Origin of the sequence: Microbispora sp. H10830 (assembly GCF_014161375.1) — a bacterium.
Taxonomy (GTDB): domain Bacteria; phylum Actinomycetota; class Actinomycetes; order Streptosporangiales; family Streptosporangiaceae; genus Microbispora; species Microbispora catharanthi.
This window is the reverse complement of sequence record NZ_JABBWX010000004.1, coordinates 237,665-262,483: the sequence shown is the minus strand read 5'-3', so window position 1 is coordinate 262,483 and position 24,819 is coordinate 237,665. Positions and strand designations below refer to the sequence as shown.

Below are 24,819 nucleotides of genomic sequence, written 5' to 3'. Positions count from 1 at the left end.
GATCGACCGGGTACGGATGGCCTTCACCGACCGGCACGGCGGCGTGAGCGCCGGGCCGTACGGCACGCGCAACCTCGGCGGGGCGGTGGGGGACGATCCGGGGGCGGTCGCCGAGAACCGGGCGAAGACGGCCGCGGAGTTCGGGCTCGACCGGGTGGTCTTCATGCGTCAGGTCCACGGGACCGGCGTCGCCTACGCGGAGCAACCGTTCGGGGACGAACCGCCCGCGCTGGACGGGGTGTTCACCGACCGTCCCGGGCTCGGCCTGGCGGTCCTGGTCGCCGACTGCGCGCCCGTGCTGGTGGCCGATCCGGTGGCCGGCCTGGTCGGCGGCGCGCACTCGGGACGGCCGGGCACGGAGGCGGGCGTGGTCCCCGCCCTGGTCGAGGCGATGGCCGCGCGGGGCGCACGGCCGGAGCGGATGGTGGCCGTGATCGGGCCGTCGGCCTGCGGGCTGTGCTACGAGGTGCCGGAAGACCTGCGCGAGCGTGTCGCCGCCCGCGTGCCCGAGACCTGGTCGCGGACCCGGCACGGCACGCCCGCGCTCGACATCCGGGCCGGGATCGCGGCCCAGCTCGCCCGGGCCGGCGTGGGCGACGTCCGCCACGACGACCGCTGCACGATCGAGACGGCGGACCTCTACTCCTACCGCCGTGAGCAGCGCACCGGGCGCTTCGCCGGTTACGTCTGGCTCACCGGCGCCTGAGACCGCTCCGCCGCCCGGGACCGCTCCGGCGACGGCCGCCGGAGCCTCTCAGGCCTGTGCCCGCGGCTCCAGCCCGGCGTACGCCTTCCTGAGCAGCGCGTGCAGGGTCGCCCGCTCGTCCTCGTCCAGCGTGGCCAGCAGGTCGTCGCGCACCTCGCCGGCCTCGCGCAGGGCCGCCTCGAGCGTGGACCGCCCCGCGGGGCTGACGGCGACCCGGTATCGCCGCCGGTCATCGGGGTCGCGCTCGCGCTCTACAAGGCCGAGTGGCACGAGCGTGTCCATCACCGCCACGAGGTCGCTGGGGTCGATGCCCAGCCGCGCGCCGAGCTCGCGCTGGGACGCCGGGCCGAAGTCGCGCAGCGCGGCCAGCACGGCCATGTCCCACAGGCCGATGCCGTGCCCGCGCAGCCGGTCGCCCATGCGGCGTCGCCCGGCGATGCCCACCTTCGACAGCAGGAACGCGGTGATCCCGAGCAGGGACGGGGGAAGTTGCGGCACGTCGCTCACGAGAGCAGGATAGGGCAGAACCAATAGTTGGTAATCACCAAGGGACTTCCATGGACGCTCTCTATCCTCGCGTGCTCGCCTCCCGGTTCGCCGAGTGCTTCCGCTTCTACGACGGCCTGCTCACCGCGGTGGCGGGCGCGCACCTCGTCAAGGGCGCGGAGACGGGGCCATACGCCAACTGGGACCGCGACAAGGAGGCGGTGCTGGCCCTGCTCGACCGAGAGATGCTCGCGAAGGTCACCGGTGTGGACCTCGACGGCGGACGCGACGGGACGATGCTGGTCCTGACCGTGGACGACGTCGACCGGGCCGCCGCCGTGGGGGCCGCCAACGGCGGCCGGATCGTGGCGCCGCCGAGCGCCCGGCCCGAATGGGGGCCGACCTGCCGCACCGCGCACCTGCGCGACCCCGACGGCAACCTGCTGGAGCTCCAGTCCTACTAAACCCCGTTTCACTTGCTGGGCACGATGATCTCGGAGTTGCCCGGGGCGTAGACGGTGATGCCCTGGGGAAGTGACTTGAGCTTGTCGATGTCGGCGCAGGCCGGGCACCGCTCGTACCCTGACTGGCGGGCCCGGTCGGCCTTGGCCCTCGCCTCGGCCGAGTCGACCTCCGCGAGGGCCTCGGCGACCCGGGCGCTCGCGGCCAGCGCCCTGGTGACCGCCTGCTGCACGTCCTGGGGCAGCGCGACCCGGACGAGGTTGAAGCGCATGCCGGTGAGGAACCGGTCGCCGAGCGTCTGGGCGAGGTCGTGCTCCAGCGTGGTGTTGACCGCGTTCTGCACCCGGGCGATGCCGCCGTTCGCGTCGTGCGGCTCCAGCCTGACCCCCTGCCGCGCCTTATCGACCAGGGCACAGGTGGGGACGAGCTCAGCGCACCGCATCGCGCCGATCTGGGCGCGCAGCGCGTTGTCGACCACCGGGCGCACGGCCTGGCCGAAGAAGGCGGCCCAGCCCTCGTCGCCGTCCCAGGCGTGGCGCTGCTCCCCGTCCTGCCCCCGGAAGGTGCGGGTGCCGAACTTGTCGTCGAACCGCTTGAGCGTCTCGTGGTCGAGGTTCAGCGTGAAGTACAGCGTGCCCTCGATGCCGAGGTCCACCCCGTCGCTGCTCGGCACCGTCACGACGTCCACGCCGAGGGTCGTGGCCCGCTTGGCGTCGGCCGTGATGGTGTAGAAGCGCTGCTGGGCGGGGTAGCGGTGCGCCGACGACCACAGACCGGTCCACGTCAGACCCGACGCGGGATCGACGATCTGCCGGATGCCGCTGTCGTCGAGCGGCCCGCCGTCGCGGATCACCGCGACCTCGCCGCCGTCGGTGCGCTCGAAGCCCGTGACCGCGCCGAAGAGCGTGACGAGCGCCGACGCGACGGCGGCGGCGAGGCCGGTGACCCCGAGTGCCCGGATCAGTCCCATGGAGATCGCTCCTTTGGAGTGGAGGTTTCCTCCAAAGTAAAAATCGTTCAACAAGTCGACAAGAGACTTGGAGGGTGATTTTTGCGAGCGCCTTGCGAGGGGCTTGCAGCGGTTGCGGAAAGCCTGCGGCAAGAGGCGTGCAGGCGAGCGGGCCTATCACTGAGGTGCACGGACCCGGCGGCGACGGCCGGACCGGGACCGCCGATCAGCACCTTCGTCCCGCAGCAGCACAGGAGACTGACATGAAGCGCACCCTGCTCGGTCTGGCCACCGCCACGATCGCCGGTCTGGCCGTCACCGCCCCCGTCACGCTCATGGCCGGCCCGGCCTCGGCCGGCGGCGACTTCGGCCCGAACACGTGCCTGGAGGGCTACGTCTGGCGCGAGGCCCGCACGGGCGACGTCGTCTGCGTGACGCCCGCGACCCGCACGCAGACCCTCGCCGACAACGCCGCCAAGGCGTCCCGCTGGACCTCCGGTCCGTTCGGCCCGCACACCTGCGTCACCGGGTACGTCTGGCGCGAGGCGTTCACCGGCGATGACGTGTGCGTCACCCCCGCCGCCCGCGCGCAGGCCAAGGCCGACAACGCCAAGGCGGCCGACCGCAGGGTCTCGGCCAAGCTGTGGATCACTCGCTACACCGTCCCGCCCGTGGACAACGGCGACGGCACCGCCACCAGCACCTCGGTCGACGACATCCCGCGCCTCAAGATCAACGGCGACCACTACAACTTCGGCCAGGTCAGGCTCTACATCCGGTACAACACCGGCAGGCTCTACTGGAGCGGCACGGTGAGTGCGAGCGCGCACAGCGGCTACGTCGCCGGCAGCTTCGGCAAGAAGACCGGCGTGTTCGACTGCTCCGGAGGCGGCAAGGCGGCCAACGCCTACGCGCAGGCCCAGGACGTCGTGTCCGGCCGCTGGTCGCCCCGCCTTCCCGTACGCGTCGGCTGCGCCGTCCTGTAACCGGCGGCGCGAAAACCGCGACCCGGAGGACCGGCCCGGTCGGGCCGGTCCTCCGGCGCGTCGCGGGAGAGCCGTCGCCCAGGTCAAGGGATCTTCTGAAAGGCCTGGCGTTCCAAGCATCGTGATCGGGGTAGTCGGTGGTTCTGCGGGGACCCGCCGAGGCCGGCCCGCGACCCGGCCCCGGCGGGTCCCCACCCCCTGACGATGTGAGGACTGACATGGGAACCGCGACCCCGGTGCCGGAGACCAGGAGCATGAGCGGCGACGAACTGTCGGCCGACGACGCCTACGCCGCCATACGGCGGTACGGCGGCTGGCACCTCATCCGTGACGCGTACGTCCGGTTCAGGTATGGCGACGGCACGAGCAACGCCCGCTCCTTCGCCTTCCAGACCTGCCTCGCGATCATCCCGGGAGCGATCGCCATCGTGGGTCTGAGCTCGGTGCTGCACCAGGAAAGCTTCGGCCGGCTCCTCGAGCTCACCCTGCGGCAGCTGACCCCCGGCGCGGGCTCGCAGGTCATCCAGGAGACGCTCAACCAGAGCCACCACGCCTCGGGCGCGGGGGAGAAGCTGGCCCTGTGGCTCGGCCTGCTGACCGCGCTGGTGTCGCTGACGACCGCCATGGGCCAGTTCGAACGCGGGGCCAACCGCATCTACGGGATCGAGCGCGACCGCCCCTTCCTGGCCAAGTACGGCAGGGCGCTGCTGATGGCCGTCACGGCGGGCCTCTTCATGAGCGTCGGCTTCGTCATCCTGGTCGGCGGCGCCGCGGTCGGGGAGGCCGCGGCGCACGTCTACGGCTGGAGCGACACGGTCCAGCGGCTGTGGGGCTGGCTGCGCTGGCCGATCGGCTTCCTGCTCGCCGTCCTGTCGATCTCGGTGCTGTTCCGCTCCTCGCCCCGGCGCAAGCAGCCGGGGCACACCTGGCTCGCGGTCGGGGCCACGGTCGCCGTGCTGCTGTGGACGCTGTTCACCTGGCTGCTCGCGCTCTACACCGCCAGCAGCCACACCTTCGGCGCGACGTACGGCCCGCTCACGGCGGTCATGGCGCTGCTGCTGTGGTCGTTCCTCAGCTCGATGGCGCTCTTCCTCGGCCTTTCCTTCTCGGCGCAGCTGGAGGCCTGCCGCGCGGGCCGCGGCGAGCCGGCCGAACCCGACCCCGGCCCCGCCCCGGTCTCGCCGCGGGAGCGGCAGCCGGTCGGGAGCGGCCGATGAGCTGGTGGCGCAGGCGGCTCGACCCCGAGCACGGACTCGGCCTGCGGCTGACGGTGGCGACGGCGGCGCTGGCGCTGATCGGGGTGCCGTTCACGGTGCTGCTGGTCTTCGTCAAGACCTCCTTCGGCCCGCTCACCGAGATCGACGAGGGCGCGGCGTGGGACCTGCACGCCTACGCGATCGGCAACCCCGGGTTCGCCCGGCTGATGGAACTGGTCAGCGACGTCTTCGCGCCGCTGACCTGGCGGATCGCGGTCGGCGCCGCGGTCGCCTGGCTGGTCTGGCGCCGCGCCTACAACCTGGCCCTGTGGGCGGCCACCACGATCACGGTCGGCGGCCTGCTCGGCCTCGCCCTGAAGGTCATCGTCGCGCGGGCCCGGCCCAGCCTGCCGGACCCCGTCGCCATCGCCCCCGGCGCGTCGTTCCCCTCGGGACACACGGTCAACGCCGTGCTCGGCGCCGGGATCCTGCTGCTGCTCGTCCTGCCCCTCGTACGGGAGCGCGGGCGGGTGCTCGCCTGGACGCTCGCCGTGCTGATCCCGCTGGCGGTCGGCTTCAGCCGGATCGCGCTCGGCGTGCACTGGTTCAGCGACGTGGTGGGCGGGCTGGTGTTCGGCGTGGCGGTGGTGACCGCCACGGCCGCCGCCTTCGAGACCTGGCGCCGCCGTGACGTGGGCCGCCGGCCCGCCCATCCGTTACGCGAGGGCGTCGGGCCCGAGACGAAGAGGGAAATCGCCCCCGAAGGAGGACGAATTGGACGCCGTTCGTAATCGTGGCACAGCCGGGAGCGCCCGGTCGTCCTCGGCGCCCGCTCGAGGAGTGGCCGCGGAGGCGGCGCGGCGGGTCCTGCTCCCGCTCGCGCTCATGGCCCTGGTGACCCTCGGGCTCGGCCTGCTGCTCACGAAGGTCCTGGAGCACTCGACACTCGTCGCGCAGGACGAGGCGGTCAGCCGCGAGATCGCCCAGGAGCGCACGCCGTTCTGGAACGAGGTGACCCACTACGGCTCGATGTTGTCCGACACGCCCGTGATCATCGTGGTGACGACGATCATGGCGATCCTCTTCCGGGTCGTCTACCGGCGCTGGCGGGAGTCGGTCTTCCTGGTGGCCGTCGTCTGCGCCCAGTCGGCGATCTTCCTGCTGGCGACCGTGTTCGCGCAGCGGGCCCGTCCGCACGTGCCGCATCTCGATCCCGCGCCGCCCACGTCCAGCTATCCGTCGGGGCACACCAGCGCCGCCGTGGCGTTCTACTGCGGCACCGCGCTCGTGCTGACCCTGCACACACACCGCCACACGATCCTGAACGCGCTGTGGTGGCTGCTCGGCGCGGGAGCTGCCCTGGCGGTCGGCCTGTCCAGGCTCTATCGAGGCATGCACCATCTGACGGACGTGAGCTGGGGCTACGTGCTCGGGATCTTCTGCGTGGTCGTGCTCGCCCAGGCCCTGCTGCTGCGGCCGATCACGGCGTCGCGGCGCGCCGCGCCGAAGCGGGCCGTACGCGGGGCCGCGCTGACCTGACCGGTCCACACGGTCAACGGCTCGGCCGACTCCTCACGGCCACCCGCTTACGGCCACTGCTCTCGGCCACCGGCTCAGCGGCGAGCCGGTGGCCGGGGTGGTCAGGCCGACATGCCGGTGAGGCGGCAGGCGTCCGCCCAGCGTGCGGGATCGACCGCGGCGGGGGCGGGTTCGGCGGCGGCCCCCGTGGCGGTTTCGACGGCGGAGTCGACAGCGGAGTCGACGGCGGTCCCGGCGTCGAATCCGGCAGCGGGACGCAGCAGGGCCCAGCAGTCGTCGATCGCGTCGGCCAGCAGGTCGCGCAGCAGGCGATCGGGGTCGGGCACGCACGCCTGAGCGATGCCCCGCACCGCGAGCTGCACGGTGTTGGGCGCGGCGTACCTGCGGAAGCCCTTGGGCGAGACCCGCACCCCGCGCCCGAAGGTGTAGGCCCAGCGGGCGGCGTCCGGCACCTGGGCCAGCGCCTGCCTGCTGCGCTCGTCCAGATCCCCGGCGGGGCGGCCCTCCAGCTCGGCGAGCACGTGCTCGGCCGACAGGATCGAGACCGCCATGGCGAGCTGGCGCTCGTGCGCGACGACCGGCAGCGCGGCCCTGGCCGAGCACAGGGCGATCCGCGCGTCGAGGCGCGGATCGTCGCCCGTCAGGCCGATCACCGACGGGATCAGCTCGGCCAGGCGGGGCCGGGCGGCGTCGGAGGTGTGGTCGTTGACGAGGCGGGCGAGCCCGGCGAGCAGCGGGTGTGTGCACGACGGGTGGTCGCTCCACCGCTCACCTGCGAGGTAGGACGCGAACTCCATGAAGCAGGCGCCCTTGCTGGGATTGCGATGCTTGCCACGAGAGAGCATGGGCATCGCTGGAGGCATCTGACCGTGCACGAGATACTCCACGCTGAATCGCCTGTTGTGTCCCTTTCAGTGTGCGCCCGTTATCGGACGTTGAGAAGAAGCCTTACCTCGACTTGTCCCTCGCATGCCGGAACGCGCCAGTGGCGGCCATTGGGGCCTCCACCGGTGCCCGGCGTGAACACGGCGCGGATCAGGAGCAGGCCGACGCTGTACCCGCCCCTGCCGGGCGGCCTGCTCGCCAAGGTGTTCACGATGGTGCGTCACCAGCCCGCTAGGAGGGCCGACGCTCGTGGAAGCGGAGGTGTCGTGCGACGCAAGACATGCGTGCAGACATCCGGAACCGGATGGTAAAAACAGAGGTGGAGACGGGATTTGAACCCGTGTACGCGGCTTTGCAGGCCGCTGCCTCGCCTCTCGGCCACTCCACCAGAGCGAGGCCCTCAATCGTGACCTCTCGGAGCGGAAGACGGGATTCGAACCCGCGACCCTCACCTTGGCAAGGTGATGCTCTACCACTGAGCCACTTCCGCGTCCGCCTTGCGGCGACGTGGCTACTGTACCGGGTTTTCGGCTGCGGTGTGTACTCAGAACGGCCGGGCGCTCGGTCTGCGGAACGCGCGGTCGGCTCCCCGCTCGATCGCGGGCAGGGTCAGGAAGATCTCCAGGATCCGCGTGAGCCGGTGCACCTCGTTGCGGTGGAAGTCCGGCCCCTCCGCCCTGGCCAGCATCAGCGACAGCGCCAGCGGCGGCAGCGGCGCGACGATCACGTGCAGGCCGGACGGCAGCGTGGCGGCCGTCGGCCGGGGCGGGGTCTCCTCGGGGAACGGAATGTCCTCGGGTGCCCGCCAGCTCGCGTACACGGTGACGCGCGGGTCCTTCTCGGTCGCCGCCGCCGCCCAGTCGGCGCTGAACAGCACCGGCATGGAGTCGATCAGCGTGCCGAGCGCGCGGTCGCCCGCCGTGGTGAGGAACTTCAGGATCTCGAGCTCCGGGTAGGTGCCGGGGGCCTCCCTGGTGCCCCAGATGCCCTCGATCCGGACCTCGTCCACGCCGTGCAGGGCCCGTACGAGGTCCTCGCGGGGGGCGGCGTCGGGCCAGTAGACGGTGAAGTCGTCGAGGGCGCGGCCGCCGCCCCGGTCGAGCACCGTCACCTGCGTGATGTCGGCGCCCGCGGACCCGAGGACCCCGGTCACCTGGCTCAGCGAGCCCGGACGATCCGGCAAGGCGATTCTCAGCCGCAGCAGCATGACGACCTCCCCCACCGTTGGTCCAGGTCAGATTAACCGGGGCAAAAGCCTCACGTCCATGATCTTGTACGGCTCACCGCCGGCAGCGGGGACAATGAACGGGTGAAAGTCGGCGCGCTCGAGGTCTGGCCCCCGGTGGTGCTCGCTCCCATGGCGGGCATCACGAACATCGGTTTCCGCACGCTGTGCCGGGAGCAGGGCGGCGGCCTGTTCGTGTCCGAGATGATCACTTCGCGGGCGCTGGTCGAGCGGGTGCCGCTGACGTTCCAGATGATCCGGTTCGGCGCGGACGAGTCCCCTCGCAGCATCCAGTTGTACGGGGTCGATCCGGCCGTCATCGGCAAGGCCGCGCGGATGATCGCCGAGGAGGACCTGGCCGACCACATCGACCTGAACTTCGGCTGTCCGGTGCCCAAGGTCACCCGCAGGGGCGGCGGGTCGGCCCTGCCGTACAAGCGGAACCTGCTGCGCGCGATCCTGCGCGAGGCGGTGGCCGGCGCCGGGCCGCTGCCGGTCACGATGAAGATGCGCATGGGCATCGACGAGGACCACCTGACCTACGTCGAGGCGGGCCGGATCGCCGTGGAGGAGGGCCTCGCCGCCGTCGCCCTGCATGCCCGTACGGCCCGCCAGCACTACGGCGGCACCGCGCACTGGGACGCGATCAAGCGGCTGAAGGACGCGGTGCCGGAGATCCCGGTGCTCGGCAACGGTGACATCTGGAGCGCCGACGACGCGCTGCGCATGGTCGCGGAGACCGGCTGCGACGGAGTGGTGATCGGGCGGGGCTGCCTGGGGCGGCCGTGGCTGTTCCGCGACCTCGACCTGGCCTTCCGGGGCTCGGCCGAGCGCGTCCGTCCCCGTCTGGGGGAGGTCGGCGCGATGATGCTGCGCCATGCCGAGCTGTTGTGCGAGGTCATCGGCAGTGAGCCGCACGGGCTCGCCGACTTCCGCAAGCACGTCGGCTGGTATCTCAAGGGCTTCGTCGTCGGAGCCGAGACCCGGCGCGCCCTCACTTCGGTCACCCGCCTGCAGGAGATGGCCGAGCGGGTGGCCGAGCTCGACGCGGACCAGCCGTGGCCGGAGGAGGCCGACGGCCCGCGCGGCAAGAGCGGCGAGAGGTCGAAGGTGTCGCTGCCGCACGGCTGGCTCGACGACCCCGACGACATGACGATCCCCGGCGCCGGAGCCGAGGACCCCACCTCCGGCGGCTGACCGGTGTTCACGGTGCTCGCTCCGCTCGCGCGGTTCACGGCGTCCGCTCCGCTCAGGCGTCTGCGTCCGCCCCGCGTGAGGCGGGCCTGCGGCGCGCTCCCGTTCGCGGGCGGCCCGGAAAGGGGCGGACAGGGGTGCGGCGCCCGCGCGTAGGCTCGGGGCATGACGAACGCGATCATCACGGCCCGCGGGGTCGGGCTGGATCTGGGCGGCGTACCCGTGCTGCGCGACGTCGATCTCACCGCTGCTCCGGGCGAGGTCGTCGCCGTCATGGGGGAGAACGGCGTAGGGAAGTCGACGCTGCTGCGATGCCTGGCCGGCCTGCACCCCTCGCCGCGCGGCGAGATCGACGTTCTCGGCGGGCCGCCGGCGGACCTGCCGGACTTCTGGCGGCGGGTCGTGCAGGCCGGCGACGAGCCCGCCTGGTATCCGGGCCTGAGCGTCCGCGAACACCTGGAGCTGATGAGAGCCGTCCAGCAGGACGCCCGCCTGACGGCCGACGAGGCGCTGGAGACCTTCGAGCTGAGCGCCCGGGCCGATCTCGCCCCGTTGTCGCTGTCCACCGGCCAGCGGCAGCGGCTGTCGCTGGCGATGGCGCTGCTCAGGCCGAGCCGCCTGCTCCTGCTCGACGAGCCGGAGCGCGGCCTGGACGCCGGGTTCAGACAGCGCCTCGCGGGGATCCTGCGCGGCTACGCCGCCGAGGGAGGCACGGTCGTGATGGCCACCCACGACGCACGGCTGGCGCAGGACGCGGGAGCCCGTGTGATCACGCTGCGGGCGGCGTCGTGAGCCCGGCGGCCGCGCGGACGCACCCCGCCCTCGCCTACCTCCGCGCCCGCCGTGGGCGTCCGGCGACCTTCTCGGACCGCTACACCGGCGTTTTCGGCCTGCTCATCGCCGCCGCGGTGCTCGGCCGCCCGATCGCGGAGGCGCTCGCCGGGCTGGCCCACCACGCCGACCCCGCTCGGCTCGGCCCCGGGCTCGCCCTGGTCGCGGCGGCCTACGCGGGCTTCCTCGCCCTGGCGCGGGCGCTCGGACCCGTCGTGCTGCCCGCCGCCGACGCCTCGTGGCTGGTGACGTCGCCGCTGCCCCGCCGGGCCGTGCTCAGCCGTACGGCGCTGCTCCTGCTGTCGGCGGCGGTGCTCGCCGGGGCGGCGCTCGGGCTGACCGCGCTGTCGGTGTTCGGAGCCCCCGATCAGCTCGGTGTGCGTCTCACGGCGGCGCTGGTGCTCGGTGTCGCGGCGGGCGTGGGCGGCATGGCTACGGCGGTGCTCGGCCAGCAGTCACCGGCGTCGGACGCCCGACTGCAATTTCTGATCACCGGGGCTCTTTCCGTGGCCGTGGTCGCGGCCGTCCTCGGCGCGGGCCCCGGCCGCCGGATCCTCGCCGCCGTCGCGGAGGCGCCCGCGTCCCTGGGCGCGGCGGTCGCGGGCGTCGCCTCCGTCGTGGCGGCCTTCCTCGTACGGCAGGCATGGGCGGCGCTCGCCCGCATCCCCGCCCGCCGGATCCTGGCCTCCTCGACCAGGACGGCGCGGGTGACCTCGGCGGCGACCACGCTGGATCCCGGGATGCTCACCTGGGTCGCGGAGGACGCCCACTGGCGCGGCCGTGCGCTGCGTTCCCGCCCCTGGCCCCGTCTCCTGTCGCGGCTCGGCCCGGCGCCCGCGCTGGCCTGGCAGGAGTGGCTGCGGGTGGGCAGGCGGCCGGGCCGCCTTGCGGCGCTGCTCGGTGCGGCGGCCCTGCCCGCCGTCTGCGCGAACGCCATCGGAGGCGGGTCCGGAGCCGCCGGGATGCTGTTGTGCGGGGCGCTGACCGCTGCCGCGATGTGCACCGGAGGGGTCCGGCGCGACGGCGGCGACCCGGCCCTGGCCAGGATGCTGGCCGTGGACGGCAGGGCGGCGACGGCCGCCCGGGCCGTGCTCCCCGCGCTGCTGGCCGCCTCCTGGTCGGCGCTCGCCCTGGTGGGCCTCCAGGTCGCGGGCACGCTGCCGACGGGGGCCTGGTGGGCGCTCGGGCCGGCCGCCGCCCCCGCGCTCGCGGCGGGCGCGCTGCGGATGGCCCGGCGGCGGCCCGTCGACCACTCCATGCCGGTCATCGACACCCCGGGTGGTGCGGTGCCGACCGGGCCGCTGATCTGGGCGTTGACCGGCGTGGACCTCGCGCTGTTCGGATCCCTGCCCGCACTCGCCGCGCTGGCGTCGCGGCCCGCCTCGGTGGCGCCGTACGTCGCGGCGCAGGCCGTCGCCGGGGCCGCGGTGCTCGCCGCCTACATCCTGCGGCCGAGCCGCGGGAACCGTCCGTAGACGCGACCGGCCGGTAGGAGCGGGACTACGGCCTGTGACCGGACTGTGATCCGGATGATGACTCCGCGAAGTCAACTTCGGCGTACCTTGCGGTCAAGGGCTTGCCACACCGCAGGGGAGACGCGTGACCGAGACCCGGCACGAGACGTCGGCGGAGAACCTCGTCGCCGAGTTCGACGCGGAGCGTCCCGCCCGGCGCCTGTCCGGCCGCCCGGCGGCGCTCGTCACGATCGTCGCGCTGGCCCTGTCGCTCTACGCGCTCTACCAGACCTTCCGGCCGGGGGCCGTCCTGCCCTACCGGATGGCGTTCCTGGCCGTGGTGCTGCCGCTGGCCTTCGTCTGCTACAAGGCGCGGCGCCGGGGCGGTGGTGATCGGATCAGCCCGCTCGACTGGGGGCTCGCGGCGCTGTCCCTGGCCGTCTGCGTCTATCCGCTCGTCGTCTTCGACGACCTCATCCGCCGGGCGTACGCGCCGACGCCGCTCGACGTGGCGGCGGGCGCACTGCTCACGCTGCTGCTCCTTGAGGCGTGCCGGCGGACCGTGGGCTGGATCCTGCCCGTCGTGTGCGCGGTCTTCTTCGCGTACGCCTACTACGGCGGCTACCTGCCCGCCGACTGGGCGCTCGGCCACCGGGGCTACGACCTGGACCGGATCGTGGCGGCCTTCACGATGGGCACCGAGGGTGTCTACGGCGTGCCCCTCGACGTCGCGGCGACGTACATCATCCTGTTCACGATCTACGGCGCGGTGCTCGACCACTCGGGGGCGGGGCGGTTCTTCGTCGACGTCTCCTTCGCCGCGTTCCGCCGCTCGCGCTCCGCGCCGGGGCGGACCGTCACGCTCGCGGGGTTCCTGCTCGGCACGGTGAGCGGTTCCGGCGTGGCGACCACGGTGAGCGTGGGCAGCGTGGCCTGGCCGATCCTGCGCCGGGCCGGCTATCCGCGCGAGCAGGCCGGGGGAGTGCTGGCCGCGGCCGGCATCGGCGCGATCCTGTCGCCCCCCACGCTGGGCGCGGCGGCGTTCATCATCGCCGAATACCTGCGGGTGAGCTACCTGACCGTGCTGGTCTACGCCACGATCCCGACCGTCCTGTACTACCTGGGTGTCTTCCTCGCGATCGAGATGGACGCCCGCAGGTACGGCACGCGGGCCGTTCCAGTGGACGCGGGCGGTCCCTGGCCGCTGATCAGGCGCTTCGGCTACCACTTCAGCTCGCTGTTCGTGATCATCATCCTGATGGCCCTCGGACAGTCGCCGTTCCGCGCGGTCGTGTACGCGACGCTGCTGGCCTTCGCGCTGTCGTTCCTGGACCGCACCCCCGGCGGCGAGAACCGGCTGACCCCGCGTCGTGCCGTACGGGCCCTGGCGGCGGGCGCCACCGGGGTGCTGCCGGTCGCGGTCACCTGCGCGGCGGCGGGCATGATCGTCGGCGTGGTCACGCTCACCGGGCTCGGGCTCAAGGCCGGCTCGCTGATCGTCGGCCTGTCCGGGGGGAACCTCGCGGCCACCGCCGTGGCCTGCGCGCTGGCCGTGCTGCTGCTCGGGCTGGCCGTGCCGGTCACGGCGTCCTTCGTCATCGCCGCCGTGATCATCGGTCCCGCGTTGCTGAACCTCGGCGTCACCCCGGCCGAGGCGTACATGTTCATCTTCTATTACGCCGTGCTGTCCGAGGTGAGCCCGCCGACGGCGCTGTCGGCCTTCGCCGCCTCGGCGATCACGGGTGGCAACGCGCACCGCACGATGTGGGCCACCTGGAAGTACACGCTCCCGGCGTTCCTCGTGCCCTTCGCGTTCGTGCTCACGCCGTCCGGCGCGGCCCTGCTGGCCCAGGGGCCGATCGGCGGGATCCTGCTCGCCGCGGCCGTGTCCGCGCTGGCCGTGGCCGTCCTCGCGGTGGCCACCGGCGGCTGGATCGCCGGCCCCGCCGGTCCGGTCGAGCGGGGCCTGTGCGCGCTGGCGGCGGTCCTGCTGCTCGTCCTGTCGCCCTGGCCCGTGCTGGCCGGGCTGGGCGTCACGGCCCTGGCACTCGCCGTCCACTTCGTCCGCAGACACAAGGAGGCGCATCCGTGAGGTTCAGGCTCGTGACGGCGCTGGCCGTCACCGCGGCACTGCTGGCCGCCGGTTGCGGGGGCGACCGGTCGGGCGCGGGGGGCGGCACGGGCGGCGGGACCCGCCTGTCGATCGCCACCGGCAACACCACCGGCGTCTACTACGTGCTGGGCGGCGGGCTCGCCGAGCTGATCGACAAGCACCTGCCGGGCCACCGGGCGACCGCGGAGGCCACCGGCGCCTCGGTGGAGAACATCCAGCGGGTGGTCAGGGGACAGTCGGACATCGCCTTCACGCTCGCGGACACGGCCGCCGACGCGGTCAAGGGCACCGGCGCCTTCACCGCCCCGCAGCCGATCCGCGCGCTCGCCCGGCTGTACGGCAACTACACGCACGTGATCGCGCGGACCGACGCCGGGATCACCTCCGTCGCCGACCTGCGCGGCAAGCGCGTGTCCACGGGCTCGCCGAACTCGGGAACGGAGGTGATCGCGCTGCGGCTGCTCGCCGCCGCCGGGCTCGATCCCGGCAAGGACGTCAAACGGCAGGCGCTGTCGCTGCCCGAGACCGTGCAGGGGCTCAAGGACGGCACCCTCGACGCGCTGGTGTGGTCGGGCGGGCTGCCCACCTCGGGCATCACCGACCTGGTGACGAGCATGGGCGACGAGGCGACCTTCGTGCCGCTGAACGACGTGCTGCCCGCCATGCGCGCCGCCCACGGCCCCGTCTACGCGGAGGGCGTGATCCCCAAGGGGGCGTACGGCACGCCGTCCGACGTGCCGACCATCGTCGTGCCGAACCTTCTCGTGGTGAACGCGGCGATGGACGCGAAGCTCGCGGAGGACCTCACCCGGCTCGTCTTCGACCACAAGGCCGACCTGGAGAAGGTGCACGTGTCGGCCAAGGAGATCACTCTCGCCGACGCGCCGAAGACCGACCCCGTGCCGCTCCACGAGGGCGCCAGGAAGTTCTACGGCTGACCGGGCGGGCGCGGCGCTCGCCGCTCCGCGCTTCTCATCTCGCACGACGACGTCTTGAACCTGACATTGATGTCAACTTCTACCCTCTCGGAGTGACGGACAGGCCGTCAACGAAGGAGGCATCGATGAGCGACCTGACGGGCAAGGTGGCGCTGGTGACCGGCGGCAGCCGCGGGATCGGCGCGGCGATATCGAAACGGCTGGCTCAGGCGGGGGCGGCGGTCGCGCTGACCTACGCCGAGGCAGCGGACCGAGCGCGTGAGGTCGCCGAGCAGATCGAGGCCCATGGGGGCAGGGCCGCGGTGATCCAGGCGGACCTGGCCCAGCCGCAGGCGGCGGCGGAGGCGGTGGAGCAGACGGTTCGGGAGCTGGGCCGCATCGACATCCTGGTGAACAACGCGGGCTTCCTCGCCTACGGCCCACTGGCGGAGGTGTCCCCCGCGGACCTGGACCGGGTGCTCGCCGTGGACGTCCGGTCGGTGTTCCTGGCCGCCCAGGCCGCCGCCCGGCACATGGGCGACGGCGGACGGATCATCAGCATCGGGTCGTGCTTCAACGGGCGCGTTCCCGGCTCGAACTTCGTCCTGCAGGCGACGGCCAAATCCGCGCTCGTCGGGCTGACGAAGGGACTTGCCCGGGAGCTGGGACCACGCGGGATCACCGCCACCATCGTGGACCCGGGCCCGATCGACACCGACATGAACCCGGCCGACGGCGAGACCGCCGGCTTCCAGCGCTCCCTCACGGCCCTGGGACGTTACGGCGAGGCCGAGGACATCGCCGCCGCGGTGGCCTACCTGGCGGGCCCCGGCGGCCGCTACATCACCGGCACCGCCCTCGCCGTGGACGGCGGGTACACCGTCTGACGCCGGAGCCGTCCCCGGCCTCCACGGCTAGAGGCGGGTGAGGCCGGTGACGTGGAGGACGGCGTGGCCCTCCTCGTCGGAGGCGGCCAGGTCCACCTCGGCGCCGATGCCCCAGTCGTGGTTGCCGGCCGGGTCGTCGATGATCTGACGCACCCGCCACAGCTCCTTCTCCTCCTCGATGAGCAGGAGGGCCGGGCCGCGGGCGGCCGGGCCGGTGAGGATCTCGTCGTGCTCCTCGTAGTAGGAGTCCAGGCCCGCGCCCCAGTCGACGTCCGGGTAGAGCTCGACCAGCTCCTCCTCGCGGTCCAGCGCGGCGAGCTCCACCATCCGGAACATCGCGTTGCGGACCAGCACCCGGAAGGCGCGCGCGTTGGCGGTGACCGGGCGGGTCCGGGTCTCCAGCTGCTCCTGCCCGGCGGCCAGCGCCTCGGCCGGGTTGGCCAGCTTCTCCCACTCGTCGATGAGGCTGGAGTCGACCTGGCGCACCAGTTCGCCCAGCCATTCGATGAGGTCCACGAGGTCGTCGGTCTTCAGGTGCTCGGGCACCGTCTTCGACAGCGTGCGGTACGCGTCGGCCAGGTAGCGCAGCACCGTGCCCTCCGAGCGGGCCAGCTCGTAGAACTGGATGTACTCGGTGAAGGTCATCGCCCTTTCGTACATGTCGCGCACGATCGTCTTGGGACTCACGACGTGGTCGCCGACCCAGGGGTGCCCGCGCCGGTAGGTCTCGTACGCGCCGAAGAGCAGGTCGGCCAGCGGCATCGGGTGGGTGATCTCCGCGAGGCGCTCCATCCGCTCCTCGTACTCGATGCCGTCGGCCTTCATCTGCGCGACCGCCTCGGCCCTGGCCTTGTTGAGCTGGGCGTGCAGGATCTGCCGGGGGTCGTCCAGCGTCGACTCGACGATGGAGACCAGGTCCAGCGCGTACGTCGGGGACTCGCGGTCGAGCAGCTCGAAGCTCGCCAGCGCGAACGTGGCCAGCGCCTGGTTGAGCGCGAAGTCCTCCTGCAGGTCCACGGTGAGCCGGGCCATCCGGCCGTGCTCGTCGGGCTCGGTGAGCTTCTCCACGATGCCGCCGGCCAGCAGCGAGCGGTAGATCGCGATGGCGTGGCTGATGTGGCGGCGCTGCGCCTTGCGGTCCTCGTGGTTGTCGGTCAGCAGCCGCTTCATCGCCTGGAAGCAGTCGCCGGGGCGGTTGATGATCGACAGCAGCATGGCGTTGCTGACCTTGAAGCGGGAGGTCAGCGGTTCGGGCTCGGCGGTCTGGAGCTTCTCGAACGTGTCCTCGCTCCAGCCGACGAACCCCTCCGGCGGCTTCTTGCGCGCGTAGCCGCGGCGCCGCTTGGGATCGTCGCCGATCTTCGCCAGTGCCCGCTCGTTCTCGATGACGTGGTCGGGGGCCTGGCAGACGACGTAGCCGACCGTGTCGAAGCCCGCCCGGCCGGCCCGCCCGGCGATCTGGTGGAACTCCCGCGCCCGCAGCCGCCGCACCTTCGTGCCGTCGAACTTCGACAGCGCGGTGAACAACACGGTGCGGATCGGGACGTTGACCCCCACGCCGAGGGTGTCGGTGCCGCAGATGACCTTCAGCAGCCCCGCCTGCGCGAGGCGCTCCACCAGGCGGCGGTATTTCGGCAGCATGCCCGCATGGTGCACGCCGATGCCGTGCCGTACGAGCCGGGACAGGGCCCGGCCGAACCGGGTGGTGAACCGGAAGTTCCCGATCAGGGCGGCGATCTGTTCCTTCTCGGCCTTGGTGCACATGTTGATGCTCATGAGCGCCTGGGCGCGCTCCATCGCCGCGGCCTGCGTGAAGTGCACGACGTAAACCGGGGCCTGCTGGGTGGACAGCAGCTCCTCCAGCGTCTCGTGCAGGGGAGTGGTCCGGTAGGAGTAGATCAGCGGCACCGGGCGCTCGGCGTGCTTGACCACGCTGGTGGGGCGGCCGGTGCGGCGGGTGAGGTCGGTCTGGAAACGCTCGACGTCGCCGAGCGTGGCCGACATCAGCACGAACTGCGCCTGCGGCAGCTCAAGCAGCGGCACCTGCCAGGCCCAGCCGCGGTCGGGCTCGGCGTAGAAGTGGAACTCGTCCATGATCACGGTGCCGACGTCGGCGTTCGCGCCGTCGCGCAGCGCGATCTGGGCGAGGATCTCGGCGGTGCAGCAGATGACGGGCGCGTCGGCGTTCACGGTGGCGTCGCCGGTCATCATGCCGACGTTCTCGGTGCCGAACAGCGCGCACAGGTCGAAGAACTTCTCCGACACCAGCGCCTTGATCGGCGCGGTGTAGAAGCTGATCTCGTCTCGGGCCAGCGCCGCGAAGTGCGCCCCGGCGGCGATCAGGCTCTTGCCCGAGCCCGTGGGCGTGGACACGATCACGTTGTTGCCGGAGACGACCTCGATCAGCGCCTCCTCCTGCGCAGGGTAGAGCGTGAGCCCGCGATCGGCGTTCCACGACACGAACGCGTCGAACAGCGCGTCCGGGTCGGCGCCGGACGCTGAGCCGGACGGAAGACGGCGGAGGAGGCTCATGCTTTCGCTCACGCCTCTTATCCTGCCCAAGACGCACGACTGTTTCGACCGGCCCGACGTACGGCAAGGTGTGGCACAGCTACGTCAAAGGGGCGTGGCGCTGCACGAAGCCGCAGGTCAAACCCACAAACTAGCGGTATGGGGGAGAAGTGGGCCGGGCTCACGGCGCGCCGGGAGGCGGCGGCCGACGTGCTGCTCGCCGTCGCCGTCCTCGCCTTCGCGGTGCCGGCGGTGATGTTCGGCCGCTCCTTCCCGGCCCTGCCGTTCCTCGCCGTGCCGTGGTGGGCGCAGATCGCGGCAACCGGCGCGGCGGCCGCGTCCATGCTGGCCCGGCGCAGTGCGGCCTGGCCGGTGATCGCGGCCACCGTCGCCTGCGCCCTGCTCGCGGGCCAGACGATGCCGCTGATGCTGGCGGCGTACTCGATGACGGCGCAGAACACGGTGCGCCGCTGGCCGTGGGTGACCGCCGCGCTCGCGGGGGTCTACGCGCTGGCCGACTACGCGAGCCCCTACACCGACCGGCTGCCCGTCGCCGTGACGGTGCGGGCGGCCACGCTGATCTTCCTGCCCGCGCTGGTGGGCACCTGGGTGTGGCGCTACCGCACGATGATCAGGGAGCTGCGTGCGGGCGTGCGGGCGCGCGAGGAGCGCGCCGCCGCCCAGGAACGCCGCCGCATCGCCGGTGAGCTGCACGACACGGTGACGCACGCGGTCACCGTGATGGTCCTGAACGCCGGCCTCATCCAGGACGCCGACGAGCTCGACGAGATCCGCAAACTGGCCAGGAACATCGAGGACAAGGGCGTGCGGGCGCTGACCGAGCTGCGCGAGCTGCTCACGGCGCTGCGGCGAAGGGACCTGCCGCCCTCGGCGGAGAGCGTCGAGGGGATACCGCGCCTGGTCGAGGAGAGCAGGGCCACCGGCCTGCGCGTCGCCCTGCACTACGACGTGCCGGAGGAGACGCTGTCGCGGCAGGCCGGCCACGCCTGCTACCGCGTCGTCCAGGAGGGCCTCAACAACGTGCGCAAACACGCGCCGGGGGCCGACGTGCAGGTGGTCTGCGAGGCCCACGGCGGCGTGCTGAACGTGTCGGTGGTCAACAGCGGCAAGAGCCGGGCCGTGCCGGTCCGGGTGCCCGCTGACGCGGGGGGCGGCTACGGGCTGCCCGGCCTGCGCGAGCGCGTCGCCCTGGTGGGCGGGCGGCTCACGTTCGGCCCGACCGCCGAGGGCGGGTTCGCGCTCACCGCCAGCATCCCCTGCCACCCGCCCGAGCATCCCGAGCCCTGATTCCGTGCCGTTGCGGACAGACACGCACAGCGGCCCGATCAGCAGACGTTGCTCCTGGTGTAGGCGACCGAGTCCTCCGGGGAGACGACACCGCTCTCCGCGATGCCCTTCTCCACGGCGAGCAGATCCCGGCCCGCGATCGAAGCAGGAATCTCCCCGCGGGTGACCCGCAAACCGCGCACGGGCATGGGGCCTACAGGCCCAGGTCCTCGATCTCCTTGAGCAGGGCGGACCGGGAGTCGGGCGGAGCGGCACTGCTGGGAGGCGCACTCCCGGTCGTGCCCTTGGCCCGCCGGTCGCGGAACAGGTAGCCGCCGAGGATGCCGCCCGCGAAGCCGAAGACGTGGGCCTGCCAGCCGATGCCCTCGGCGGGCAGCAGCCCGGCGAACTGGTAGGCGAAGCACAGGCCCATGACCAGACCGATGACGATGTCGATCAGGTGGCGGTCGAACGCCCCGCGGACAAGCACGTATCCGAAGTAGCCGAACACCAGCCCGCTCGCGCCCGCGCCGACCGTGGAGGAGTCGGCGGTGAACCACGAGCCGAGCCCGCTGGCGACGGCGATCAGCCCGGTCACCCCGAGGAAGCGCCGTACGCCCCGGTAGGCCGCGAGGAACCCGAAGATGAACAGCGGCCCGGAGTTGCCCTCGATGTGCTCCCAGCTCCAGTGAAGGAGCGGCGCGGAGACGATCCCGGGCAGCCGCTCGACATCCCAGGGCCTGATGCCGTAGCTGTAGCTGAGCGAGTAGCCCGAGGCCCAGTTGGCCACCTGCACGACCCAGATCAGCGCCAGGAAGCCGACCATGACCCACAAGGCCTTCCGGGCCTCGGCGATCATGATTTCGGCGGTGCGGCCGTCGCTCACAGAGCCTCCCCCGTCACTGAGGATCATGCGGGAAAGATACCGCCGACGGCCGCACGCGTCATCGGCTGCCGCGCGAGAGGTCTAGATCCGCTCGATGACGACGACCGGGATCTCCCGGTCGGTCTTGGTGGCGTACTCGTCGTACGCGGGCCAGGTCGCGGCCATCGTCCGCCACATGTCCGGTCGTTCCTCTGGGGTCGCCGTACGGGCGCGCGCCTCGAACCTGTCCCCCTTGATCTGGAACTCCACCTCGGGCTCGGCCTGGAGGTTGAGGTACCACAGCGGGTGCTCGTCGGCCCCGCCCTTGGAGGCGACCACCAGGTAGGCGTCGCCGTACGGCTGGTAGATCAGCGGGGTGCTGCGGGGCCGGCCCGACTTACGGCCCTTGGTGGTGAGGATGGCCACCGTGGTGCCCTGCCAGTCGTGGCCTTCCTCGCCGTCGGTCTCGATGTAGCGCTTGACGTGTTCCTGTCCGAAAAGCATGGTCGTTCACCTTCCCATCAGAGGGGGATCAACCGCCCGCGCCCTCGGCCAATTCCAGGGCGACCTGCAGTCCCGCTGCGGCCCGCTCCTCCTCAGTCGCCGACTCGTCGCGGATGAAGAACCAGGCCGCGTGCATCGCGAACAGCGCCATCGAGCGCCTCAGCCTGACCGGCAGCGGGTCCTCCGGCTCGCACAGCGTCTGCATCAGCTCGCCCATGCGCTCGCGCATCAGGTCGACCTTGGCATGGCCCTGCAGCGCCGTCTTGTTGCGGTCCATGAACTGCATGACCTCGTGGTGGCGTCCGCTGGTCATCTGCGCGGAGTAGCGGCGGATGACCTCCCCGCGGGTCTCCGCGGTGCGGGGGTGCCCGTTCGCCCACGCGATCAGCTCGTCCAGTGCCTTGACGCGGTCTTCGATCAGGCTGGCGACGATGTCCTCCTTGGTGCGGAAGTGGTAGTAAAGTGCCGCCTTGGTCACGCCGAGGGCCTCGGCTATCTCCCGGAGCGACGTCGCCTCGTACCCCTGCTCGGTGAAGAGCCTGATCGCGACCTCCTGAATGCGGCTGCGTGTGTCGGTATGAGCACCCATTCCCTGCTGTCCCCAAATAACTTGACGGCCGGCAAGTAAGGACAATACCGTGCCTCGGGCACTAGCCTGTCGGCAAGTAAGTAAATTCGTTTCAAGGGGGCACCCATGACCACGGAGACCGCGGCCGCGCCCGGCCGGTCCCGGGAAGTGATGATCGTCTTACCCGGTCTCATGCTGGCGATGATGCTGGCGATGCTGGACAACATGATCGTCGGCACGGCGATGCCGAGGATCGTCGGGGAGCTTCAGGGGCTGGACTACTTCACCTGGGTCACCACCGCGTACGTGCTGGGCACCACGGTCTCGACGCCGATCTGGGGCAAGCTCGGCGACCTGTACGGCCGCAAGAACATCTTCCTGAGCTCGATCGCCATCTTCCTGATCGGCTCCGCGCTGTGCGGCATGGCCGGCTCGTCGCTGTTCGGCGGGACCGGCGACGGCATGATCGAGCTGATCGCGTTCCGCGCGCTGCAGGGCCTCGGCGCCGGCGGGCTCATCGTCGGGGTGATGTCGATCATCGGGGACCTGGTCCCGCCCCGTGAGCGTGGTCAGTACCAGGGCATCATGGCGGCCATCATGTCGCTCGCCATGATCGCGGGGCCTCTCGTCGGCGGTTTCATCACCGACAACCTGAACTGGCGCTGGGCCTTCTACGTGAACCTCCCGCTCGGCGGCGTGGCGCTGATCTGGCTGATCCTCAAGCTGCACCTGCCCAGGCACCGCACCGAGCACCGCATCGACTGGCTCGGCGCGGCCATCCTCACCGTGGCGATCACCGCGATCGTGCTGATCACCTCGTGGGGCGGCCAGAAGCACGGATACCCGTGGGGCTCGTGGCAGATCCTGGGGCTGGCCGCCCTGGCGGTCGTCGCGCTGGCCGTGTTCATCCCCGTCGAACGGCGGGCGGCCGAGCCGATCCTGCCGCTGCACGTGTTCGCCAACCGCAACTTCACGCTGATCAACGTGCTCGGCTTCCTCCTCGGCTTCGCGATGTTCGGCGCGATCACCTTCCTGCCGATGTTCCAGCAGATCGTGCAGGGCTCCACGGCCACCAACTCCGGGCTGCTCCTGCTCCCGATGATGGCCTCGTCCATGGTCGTGTCGCTGTTCGTCGGCAGGGCGATCACGAAGACCGGGAAGTACAAGAGCTTCCCGGTGATCGGCGGCGTGGTCATGGCCATCGGCGTGTGGCTGCTGTCGACGCAGGACGTCCACACCCCCGCCTGGCGGACCGGCGTCTACATCGCCGTCCTCGGCCTGGGCATGGGCTTCCTGATGCAGACGACCATGCTGATCGCGCAGAACAGCGTCGAGCAGAAGGACATCGGCGTGGCCAGCAGCGCCTCCACGTTCTTCCGCTCCATCGGCGGTTCGTTCGGCATCTCGCTGTTCGGCGCCATCTTCAACAACCGTCTGGCCGACGAGATCACCACCAGGTTCGGCGCCAAGGCGGCCACCCTGCTCGGCTCCGGTGGCGGTCAAATCGACCGGAAGGTCCTCGAGCAGCTTCCACCGCCGGTCAAGACGGGGTTCCTGGAGGCGCTCGCCAGCACGATCGGCACGGTCTTCCTGTGGTCGGTCCTGTTCGCCGCGTTGGTCCCGGTGATCGCCGCCTTCATCAAGCACGTCCCGCTGCGCAGCGGCGCTCCCGGCGCCGCCGACGGCGAGAAGGCGGAGCCGATGGCGGCCGCCGCCTTCGAGTGACCTGATTCGGAGCCGGTACGGCGCACGCCCCCGCGCGGGCGTGCGCCGTACCGCGTTTTCCGGGCCGGTCAGGCGGGCCGCTCGGCCCGGTCAGCCGACCAGTCGGTGTGGAAGGAGCCCTCCCGGTCGACCCGCCGGTAGGTGTGCGCGCCGAAGAAGTCGCGCAACCCCTGCAACAGCGCCGCAGGCAGCCGGTCGCGGCGCAGCCCGTCGTAGTAGGCGAGCGCCGAGGAGAAGCCGGGCGTCGGCACCCCGATCGTCGCCGCCGTCGCCACGACCCGCCGCCACGACTCCTGGGCCTCCTCCAGCGCCTGGGCGAACGTCGGGTCCACCAGCAGCGTCGGCAGGTTCGGGTCCGCGTCGTACGCCGCCCGGATCCGGTCGAGGAAGCGCGCCCTGATGATGCAGCCGCCGCGCCAGATCGTGGCCGCCGCACCCAGGTTCAGGTTCCAGCCGTACTCCGCGCTCGCGGCGGCCATCTGGTCGAACCCCTGGGCGTACGCCACGATCTTTGAGGCGTACAGCGCCCGCCGCACGTCCTCGACGAGGCCGGAGTCGCCGGCCATGCCCGAGGGGCCGGTGAGCGAGCGGGCGGCGGCCCGCTGCTCGGGGTGACCCGACAGCGCCCGGGCGAACACCGCCTCGGCGATGCCGGTGACCGGGACGCCGAGGTCGAGGGCGCTCTGCACGGTCCAGCGGCCGGTGCCCTTCTGCTCGGCCTGGTCCTGCACGACGTCCACGAACGGCTTGCCCGTGGCGGGGTCGGTGTGGCCGAGCACCTCGGCGGTGATCTCGATGAGGTACGACTCCAGGTCGCCCCGGTTCCACTCGCGGAAGACGTCGGACAGCTCCTGCGGGGTCAGCCCGAGGGCCTGCCGGAGCAGGTCGTACGACTCCGCGATGAGCTGCATGTCGGCGTACTCGATGCCGTTGTGCACCATCTTGACGAAGTGGCCGGCGCCGTCGGGGCCCACGTGCACGCAGCACGGCACCCCGTCGACCTTCGCCGCGATGTCCTCGAGCAGGGGGCCGAGAGTCTTGTACGCCTCGGCGTCGCCGCCGGGCATGATGCTCGGGCCGTTGAGCGCGCCCTCCTCGCCGCCCGAGATGCCGGTGCCGACGAAGTGGATGCCCCGCTCGCGCAGCGCGGCCTCCCGGCGGCGGGTGTCCATGTAGTGGGCATTGCCGCCGTCGATGATCATGTCGCCCGGCTCCATGACGGCGGCGAGCTCCTCGATCACGGCGTCGGTGGGCGCCCCGGCCTTGACCATGATGATCGCCTTGCGGGGCCGTTCGAGGGAGGCCACGAACTCCTCGATCGTGCCGGCCGGAAGGAACGCGCCCTCGTCGCGGTGCTCCTCCATGAACCGGGTCGTACGGCTCTCCGTGCGGTTGTGCACCGCGACCACGTGACCGTGGTGGGCGAAGTTCCGGGCGAGGTTGCGACCCATGGTCGCCAGGCCCGTCACTCCGATGTCTGCCTTGTCCATGACTACAGTCATACCGTTCCCAGGTAGGGGCGACCGGCC

General features: G+C 71.9%; 24 protein-coding genes and 2 tRNA genes. 14 read left to right on the top strand and 12 right to left on the bottom strand.

The genetic code is table 11. The annotated features are described in order from the left end of the window. Positions 1-16: 16 nt before the first annotated feature. Positions 17-706, top strand: coding sequence for a peptidoglycan editing factor PgeF (gene pgeF / locus HHX35_RS13605; RefSeq protein ID WP_182899382.1), 690 nt, complete (start codon positions 17-19; stop codon positions 704-706). Positions 707-754: 48 nt separating this feature from the next. Here pgeF and HHX35_RS13600 read toward each other — a convergent pair whose 3' ends face one another. Next, positions 755-1,213 (bottom strand): MarR family winged helix-turn-helix transcriptional regulator, encoded by a 459-nt coding sequence (locus tag HHX35_RS13600; RefSeq protein WP_220505366.1) that lies wholly within the window; start codon positions 1,211-1,213, stop codon positions 755-757. Positions 1,214-1,263: 50 nt separating this feature from the next. Here HHX35_RS13600 and HHX35_RS13595 point away from each other — a divergent pair, with 50 nt between their 5' ends. Then, positions 1,264-1,656, top strand: coding sequence for a VOC family protein (locus HHX35_RS13595; RefSeq protein ID WP_182899186.1), 393 nt, complete (start codon positions 1,264-1,266; stop codon positions 1,654-1,656). Between the two features lie 8 nt (positions 1,657-1,664). Here the strand turns inward: HHX35_RS13595 and HHX35_RS13590 are convergent, their stop codons facing one another. Then, positions 1,665-2,624 (bottom strand): SPFH domain-containing protein, encoded by a 960-nt coding sequence (locus tag HHX35_RS13590; RefSeq protein WP_182899185.1) that lies wholly within the window; start codon positions 2,622-2,624, stop codon positions 1,665-1,667. 242 nt (positions 2,625-2,866) lie between these two features. On the opposite strand from HHX35_RS13590, the gene HHX35_RS13585 reads away from it, so the two are divergent. The 4 genes from HHX35_RS13585 (at position 2,867) to HHX35_RS13570 (ending at position 6,324) form a co-directional block, all read left to right on the top strand. Further along, positions 2,867-3,589, top strand: coding sequence for a hypothetical protein (locus tag HHX35_RS13585; protein WP_182899184.1), 723 nt, complete (start codon positions 2,867-2,869; stop codon positions 3,587-3,589). Positions 3,590-3,807: 218 nt separating this feature from the next. Next, positions 3,808-4,806, top strand: a complete 999-nt coding sequence (locus tag HHX35_RS13580) for a YihY/virulence factor BrkB family protein (protein ID WP_182899183.1) — start codon at positions 3,808-3,810, stop codon at positions 4,804-4,806. Continuing rightward, a complete protein-coding gene (locus tag HHX35_RS13575) occupies positions 4,803-5,576 on the top strand; it encodes a phosphatase PAP2 family protein (protein WP_182899182.1) in 774 nt (257 codons plus the stop codon). The genes HHX35_RS13580 and HHX35_RS13575 overlap by 4 nt, the downstream gene beginning before the upstream one ends. After that, positions 5,560-6,324, top strand: a complete 765-nt coding sequence (locus HHX35_RS13570; RefSeq protein ID WP_182899181.1) for a phosphatase PAP2 family protein — start codon at positions 5,560-5,562, stop codon at positions 6,322-6,324. The genes HHX35_RS13575 and HHX35_RS13570 overlap by 17 nt, the downstream gene beginning before the upstream one ends. 101 nt (positions 6,325-6,425) lie before the next feature. On the opposite strand, the gene HHX35_RS13565 is transcribed toward HHX35_RS13570, so the two are convergent. The 4 genes from HHX35_RS13565 to HHX35_RS13550 form a co-directional block, all read right to left on the bottom strand. Then, positions 6,426-7,175 (bottom strand): hypothetical protein, encoded by a 750-nt coding sequence (locus HHX35_RS13565; RefSeq protein ID WP_259405028.1) that lies wholly within the window; start codon positions 7,173-7,175, stop codon positions 6,426-6,428. A gap of 351 nt (positions 7,176-7,526) precedes the next feature. Further along, positions 7,527-7,597: transfer RNA gene (locus HHX35_RS13560), tRNA-Cys, on the bottom strand. 30 nt (positions 7,598-7,627) lie between these two features. Next, positions 7,628-7,699: transfer RNA gene (locus HHX35_RS13555), tRNA-Gly, on the bottom strand. 54 nt (positions 7,700-7,753) lie between these two features. After that, entirely contained in the window at positions 7,754-8,416 is a 663-nt protein-coding gene (locus HHX35_RS13550) for an ACT domain-containing protein (protein WP_139575192.1), read from the bottom strand. Between the two features lie 102 nt (positions 8,417-8,518). Between HHX35_RS13550 and dusB the strand changes: the two genes are divergently transcribed. The 6 genes from dusB to HHX35_RS13520 all read left to right on the top strand — a co-directional run bounded on the left by dusB (position 8,519) and on the right by HHX35_RS13520 (position 15,830). After that, positions 8,519-9,631: a tRNA dihydrouridine synthase DusB gene (gene dusB / locus HHX35_RS13545; RefSeq protein WP_310739072.1), complete on the top strand. Its 1,113-nt coding sequence runs from the start codon at positions 8,519-8,521 to the stop codon at positions 9,629-9,631. A gap of 162 nt (positions 9,632-9,793) precedes the next feature. Beyond that, entirely contained in the window at positions 9,794-10,420 is a 627-nt protein-coding gene (gene ccmA, locus HHX35_RS13540) for a heme ABC exporter ATP-binding protein CcmA (protein WP_139575191.1), read from the top strand. Further along, on the top strand, positions 10,417-11,934 hold the full coding sequence (locus HHX35_RS13535; protein WP_182899180.1) for a DUF6297 family protein: 1,518 nt from the start codon (positions 10,417-10,419) through the stop codon (positions 11,932-11,934). The genes ccmA and HHX35_RS13535 overlap by 4 nt, the downstream gene beginning before the upstream one ends. Positions 11,935-12,058: 124 nt before the next feature. Further along, positions 12,059-14,005 carry a TRAP transporter fused permease subunit gene (locus tag HHX35_RS13530; RefSeq protein ID WP_182899179.1) on the top strand — a complete coding sequence of 649 codons (1,947 nt, stop codon included), beginning with the start codon at positions 12,059-12,061 and terminating at the stop codon, positions 14,003-14,005. After that, complete coding sequence (locus tag HHX35_RS13525) at positions 14,002-14,964, top strand: TAXI family TRAP transporter solute-binding subunit (protein ID WP_220505365.1); 963 nt, start codon at positions 14,002-14,004, stop codon at positions 14,962-14,964. Before HHX35_RS13530 ends, HHX35_RS13525 begins: the two co-directional genes overlap by 4 nt. Positions 14,965-15,089: 125 nt before the next feature. Further along, complete coding sequence (locus HHX35_RS13520) at positions 15,090-15,830, top strand: SDR family NAD(P)-dependent oxidoreductase (protein ID WP_182899178.1); 741 nt, start codon at positions 15,090-15,092, stop codon at positions 15,828-15,830. A 27-nt stretch (positions 15,831-15,857) separates the two neighbouring features. Here HHX35_RS13520 and HHX35_RS13515 read toward each other — a convergent pair whose 3' ends face one another. Further along, on the bottom strand, positions 15,858-18,362 hold the full coding sequence (locus HHX35_RS13515; protein ID WP_182899377.1) for an RNA helicase: 2,505 nt from the start codon (positions 18,360-18,362) through the stop codon (positions 15,858-15,860). Positions 18,363-18,500: 138 nt separating this feature from the next. Here HHX35_RS13515 and HHX35_RS13510 point away from each other — a divergent pair, with 138 nt between their 5' ends. Further along, the gene (locus HHX35_RS13510; RefSeq protein ID WP_182899177.1) at positions 18,501-19,649 is read left to right on the top strand and encodes a sensor histidine kinase; all 1,149 of its coding nucleotides are present in this window, start codon (positions 18,501-18,503) and stop codon (positions 19,647-19,649) included. A gap of 38 nt (positions 19,650-19,687) precedes the next feature. On the opposite strand, the gene HHX35_RS13505 is transcribed toward HHX35_RS13510, so the two are convergent. The 4 genes from HHX35_RS13505 to HHX35_RS13490 are packed head-to-tail and all read right to left on the bottom strand — an operon-like array spanning position 19,688 to position 21,586. Then, positions 19,688-19,831: a hypothetical protein gene (locus HHX35_RS13505; RefSeq protein ID WP_182899176.1), complete on the bottom strand. Its 144-nt coding sequence runs from the start codon at positions 19,829-19,831 to the stop codon at positions 19,688-19,690. Positions 19,832-19,842: 11 nt separating this feature from the next. Beyond that, positions 19,843-20,541: a rhomboid family intramembrane serine protease gene (locus HHX35_RS13500; protein ID WP_182899175.1), complete on the bottom strand. Its 699-nt coding sequence runs from the start codon at positions 20,539-20,541 to the stop codon at positions 19,843-19,845. A gap of 54 nt (positions 20,542-20,595) precedes the next feature. Beyond that, positions 20,596-20,997, bottom strand: a complete 402-nt coding sequence (locus HHX35_RS13495) for a nitroreductase family deazaflavin-dependent oxidoreductase (protein WP_182899174.1) — start codon at positions 20,995-20,997, stop codon at positions 20,596-20,598. Between the two features lie 28 nt (positions 20,998-21,025). Continuing rightward, entirely contained in the window at positions 21,026-21,586 is a 561-nt protein-coding gene (locus HHX35_RS13490) for a TetR/AcrR family transcriptional regulator (protein ID WP_182899173.1), read from the bottom strand. Between the two features lie 105 nt (positions 21,587-21,691). Between HHX35_RS13490 and HHX35_RS13485 the strand changes: the two genes are divergently transcribed. Further along, positions 21,692-23,290: an MDR family MFS transporter gene (locus tag HHX35_RS13485; RefSeq protein WP_139575183.1), complete on the top strand. Its 1,599-nt coding sequence runs from the start codon at positions 21,692-21,694 to the stop codon at positions 23,288-23,290. A gap of 68 nt (positions 23,291-23,358) precedes the next feature. Here HHX35_RS13485 and gndA read toward each other — a convergent pair whose 3' ends face one another. Beyond that, a complete protein-coding gene (gene gndA, locus HHX35_RS13480; RefSeq protein WP_182899172.1) occupies positions 23,359-24,780 on the bottom strand; it encodes an NADP-dependent phosphogluconate dehydrogenase in 1,422 nt (473 codons plus the stop codon). Positions 24,781-24,819: the final 39 nt, after the last annotated feature.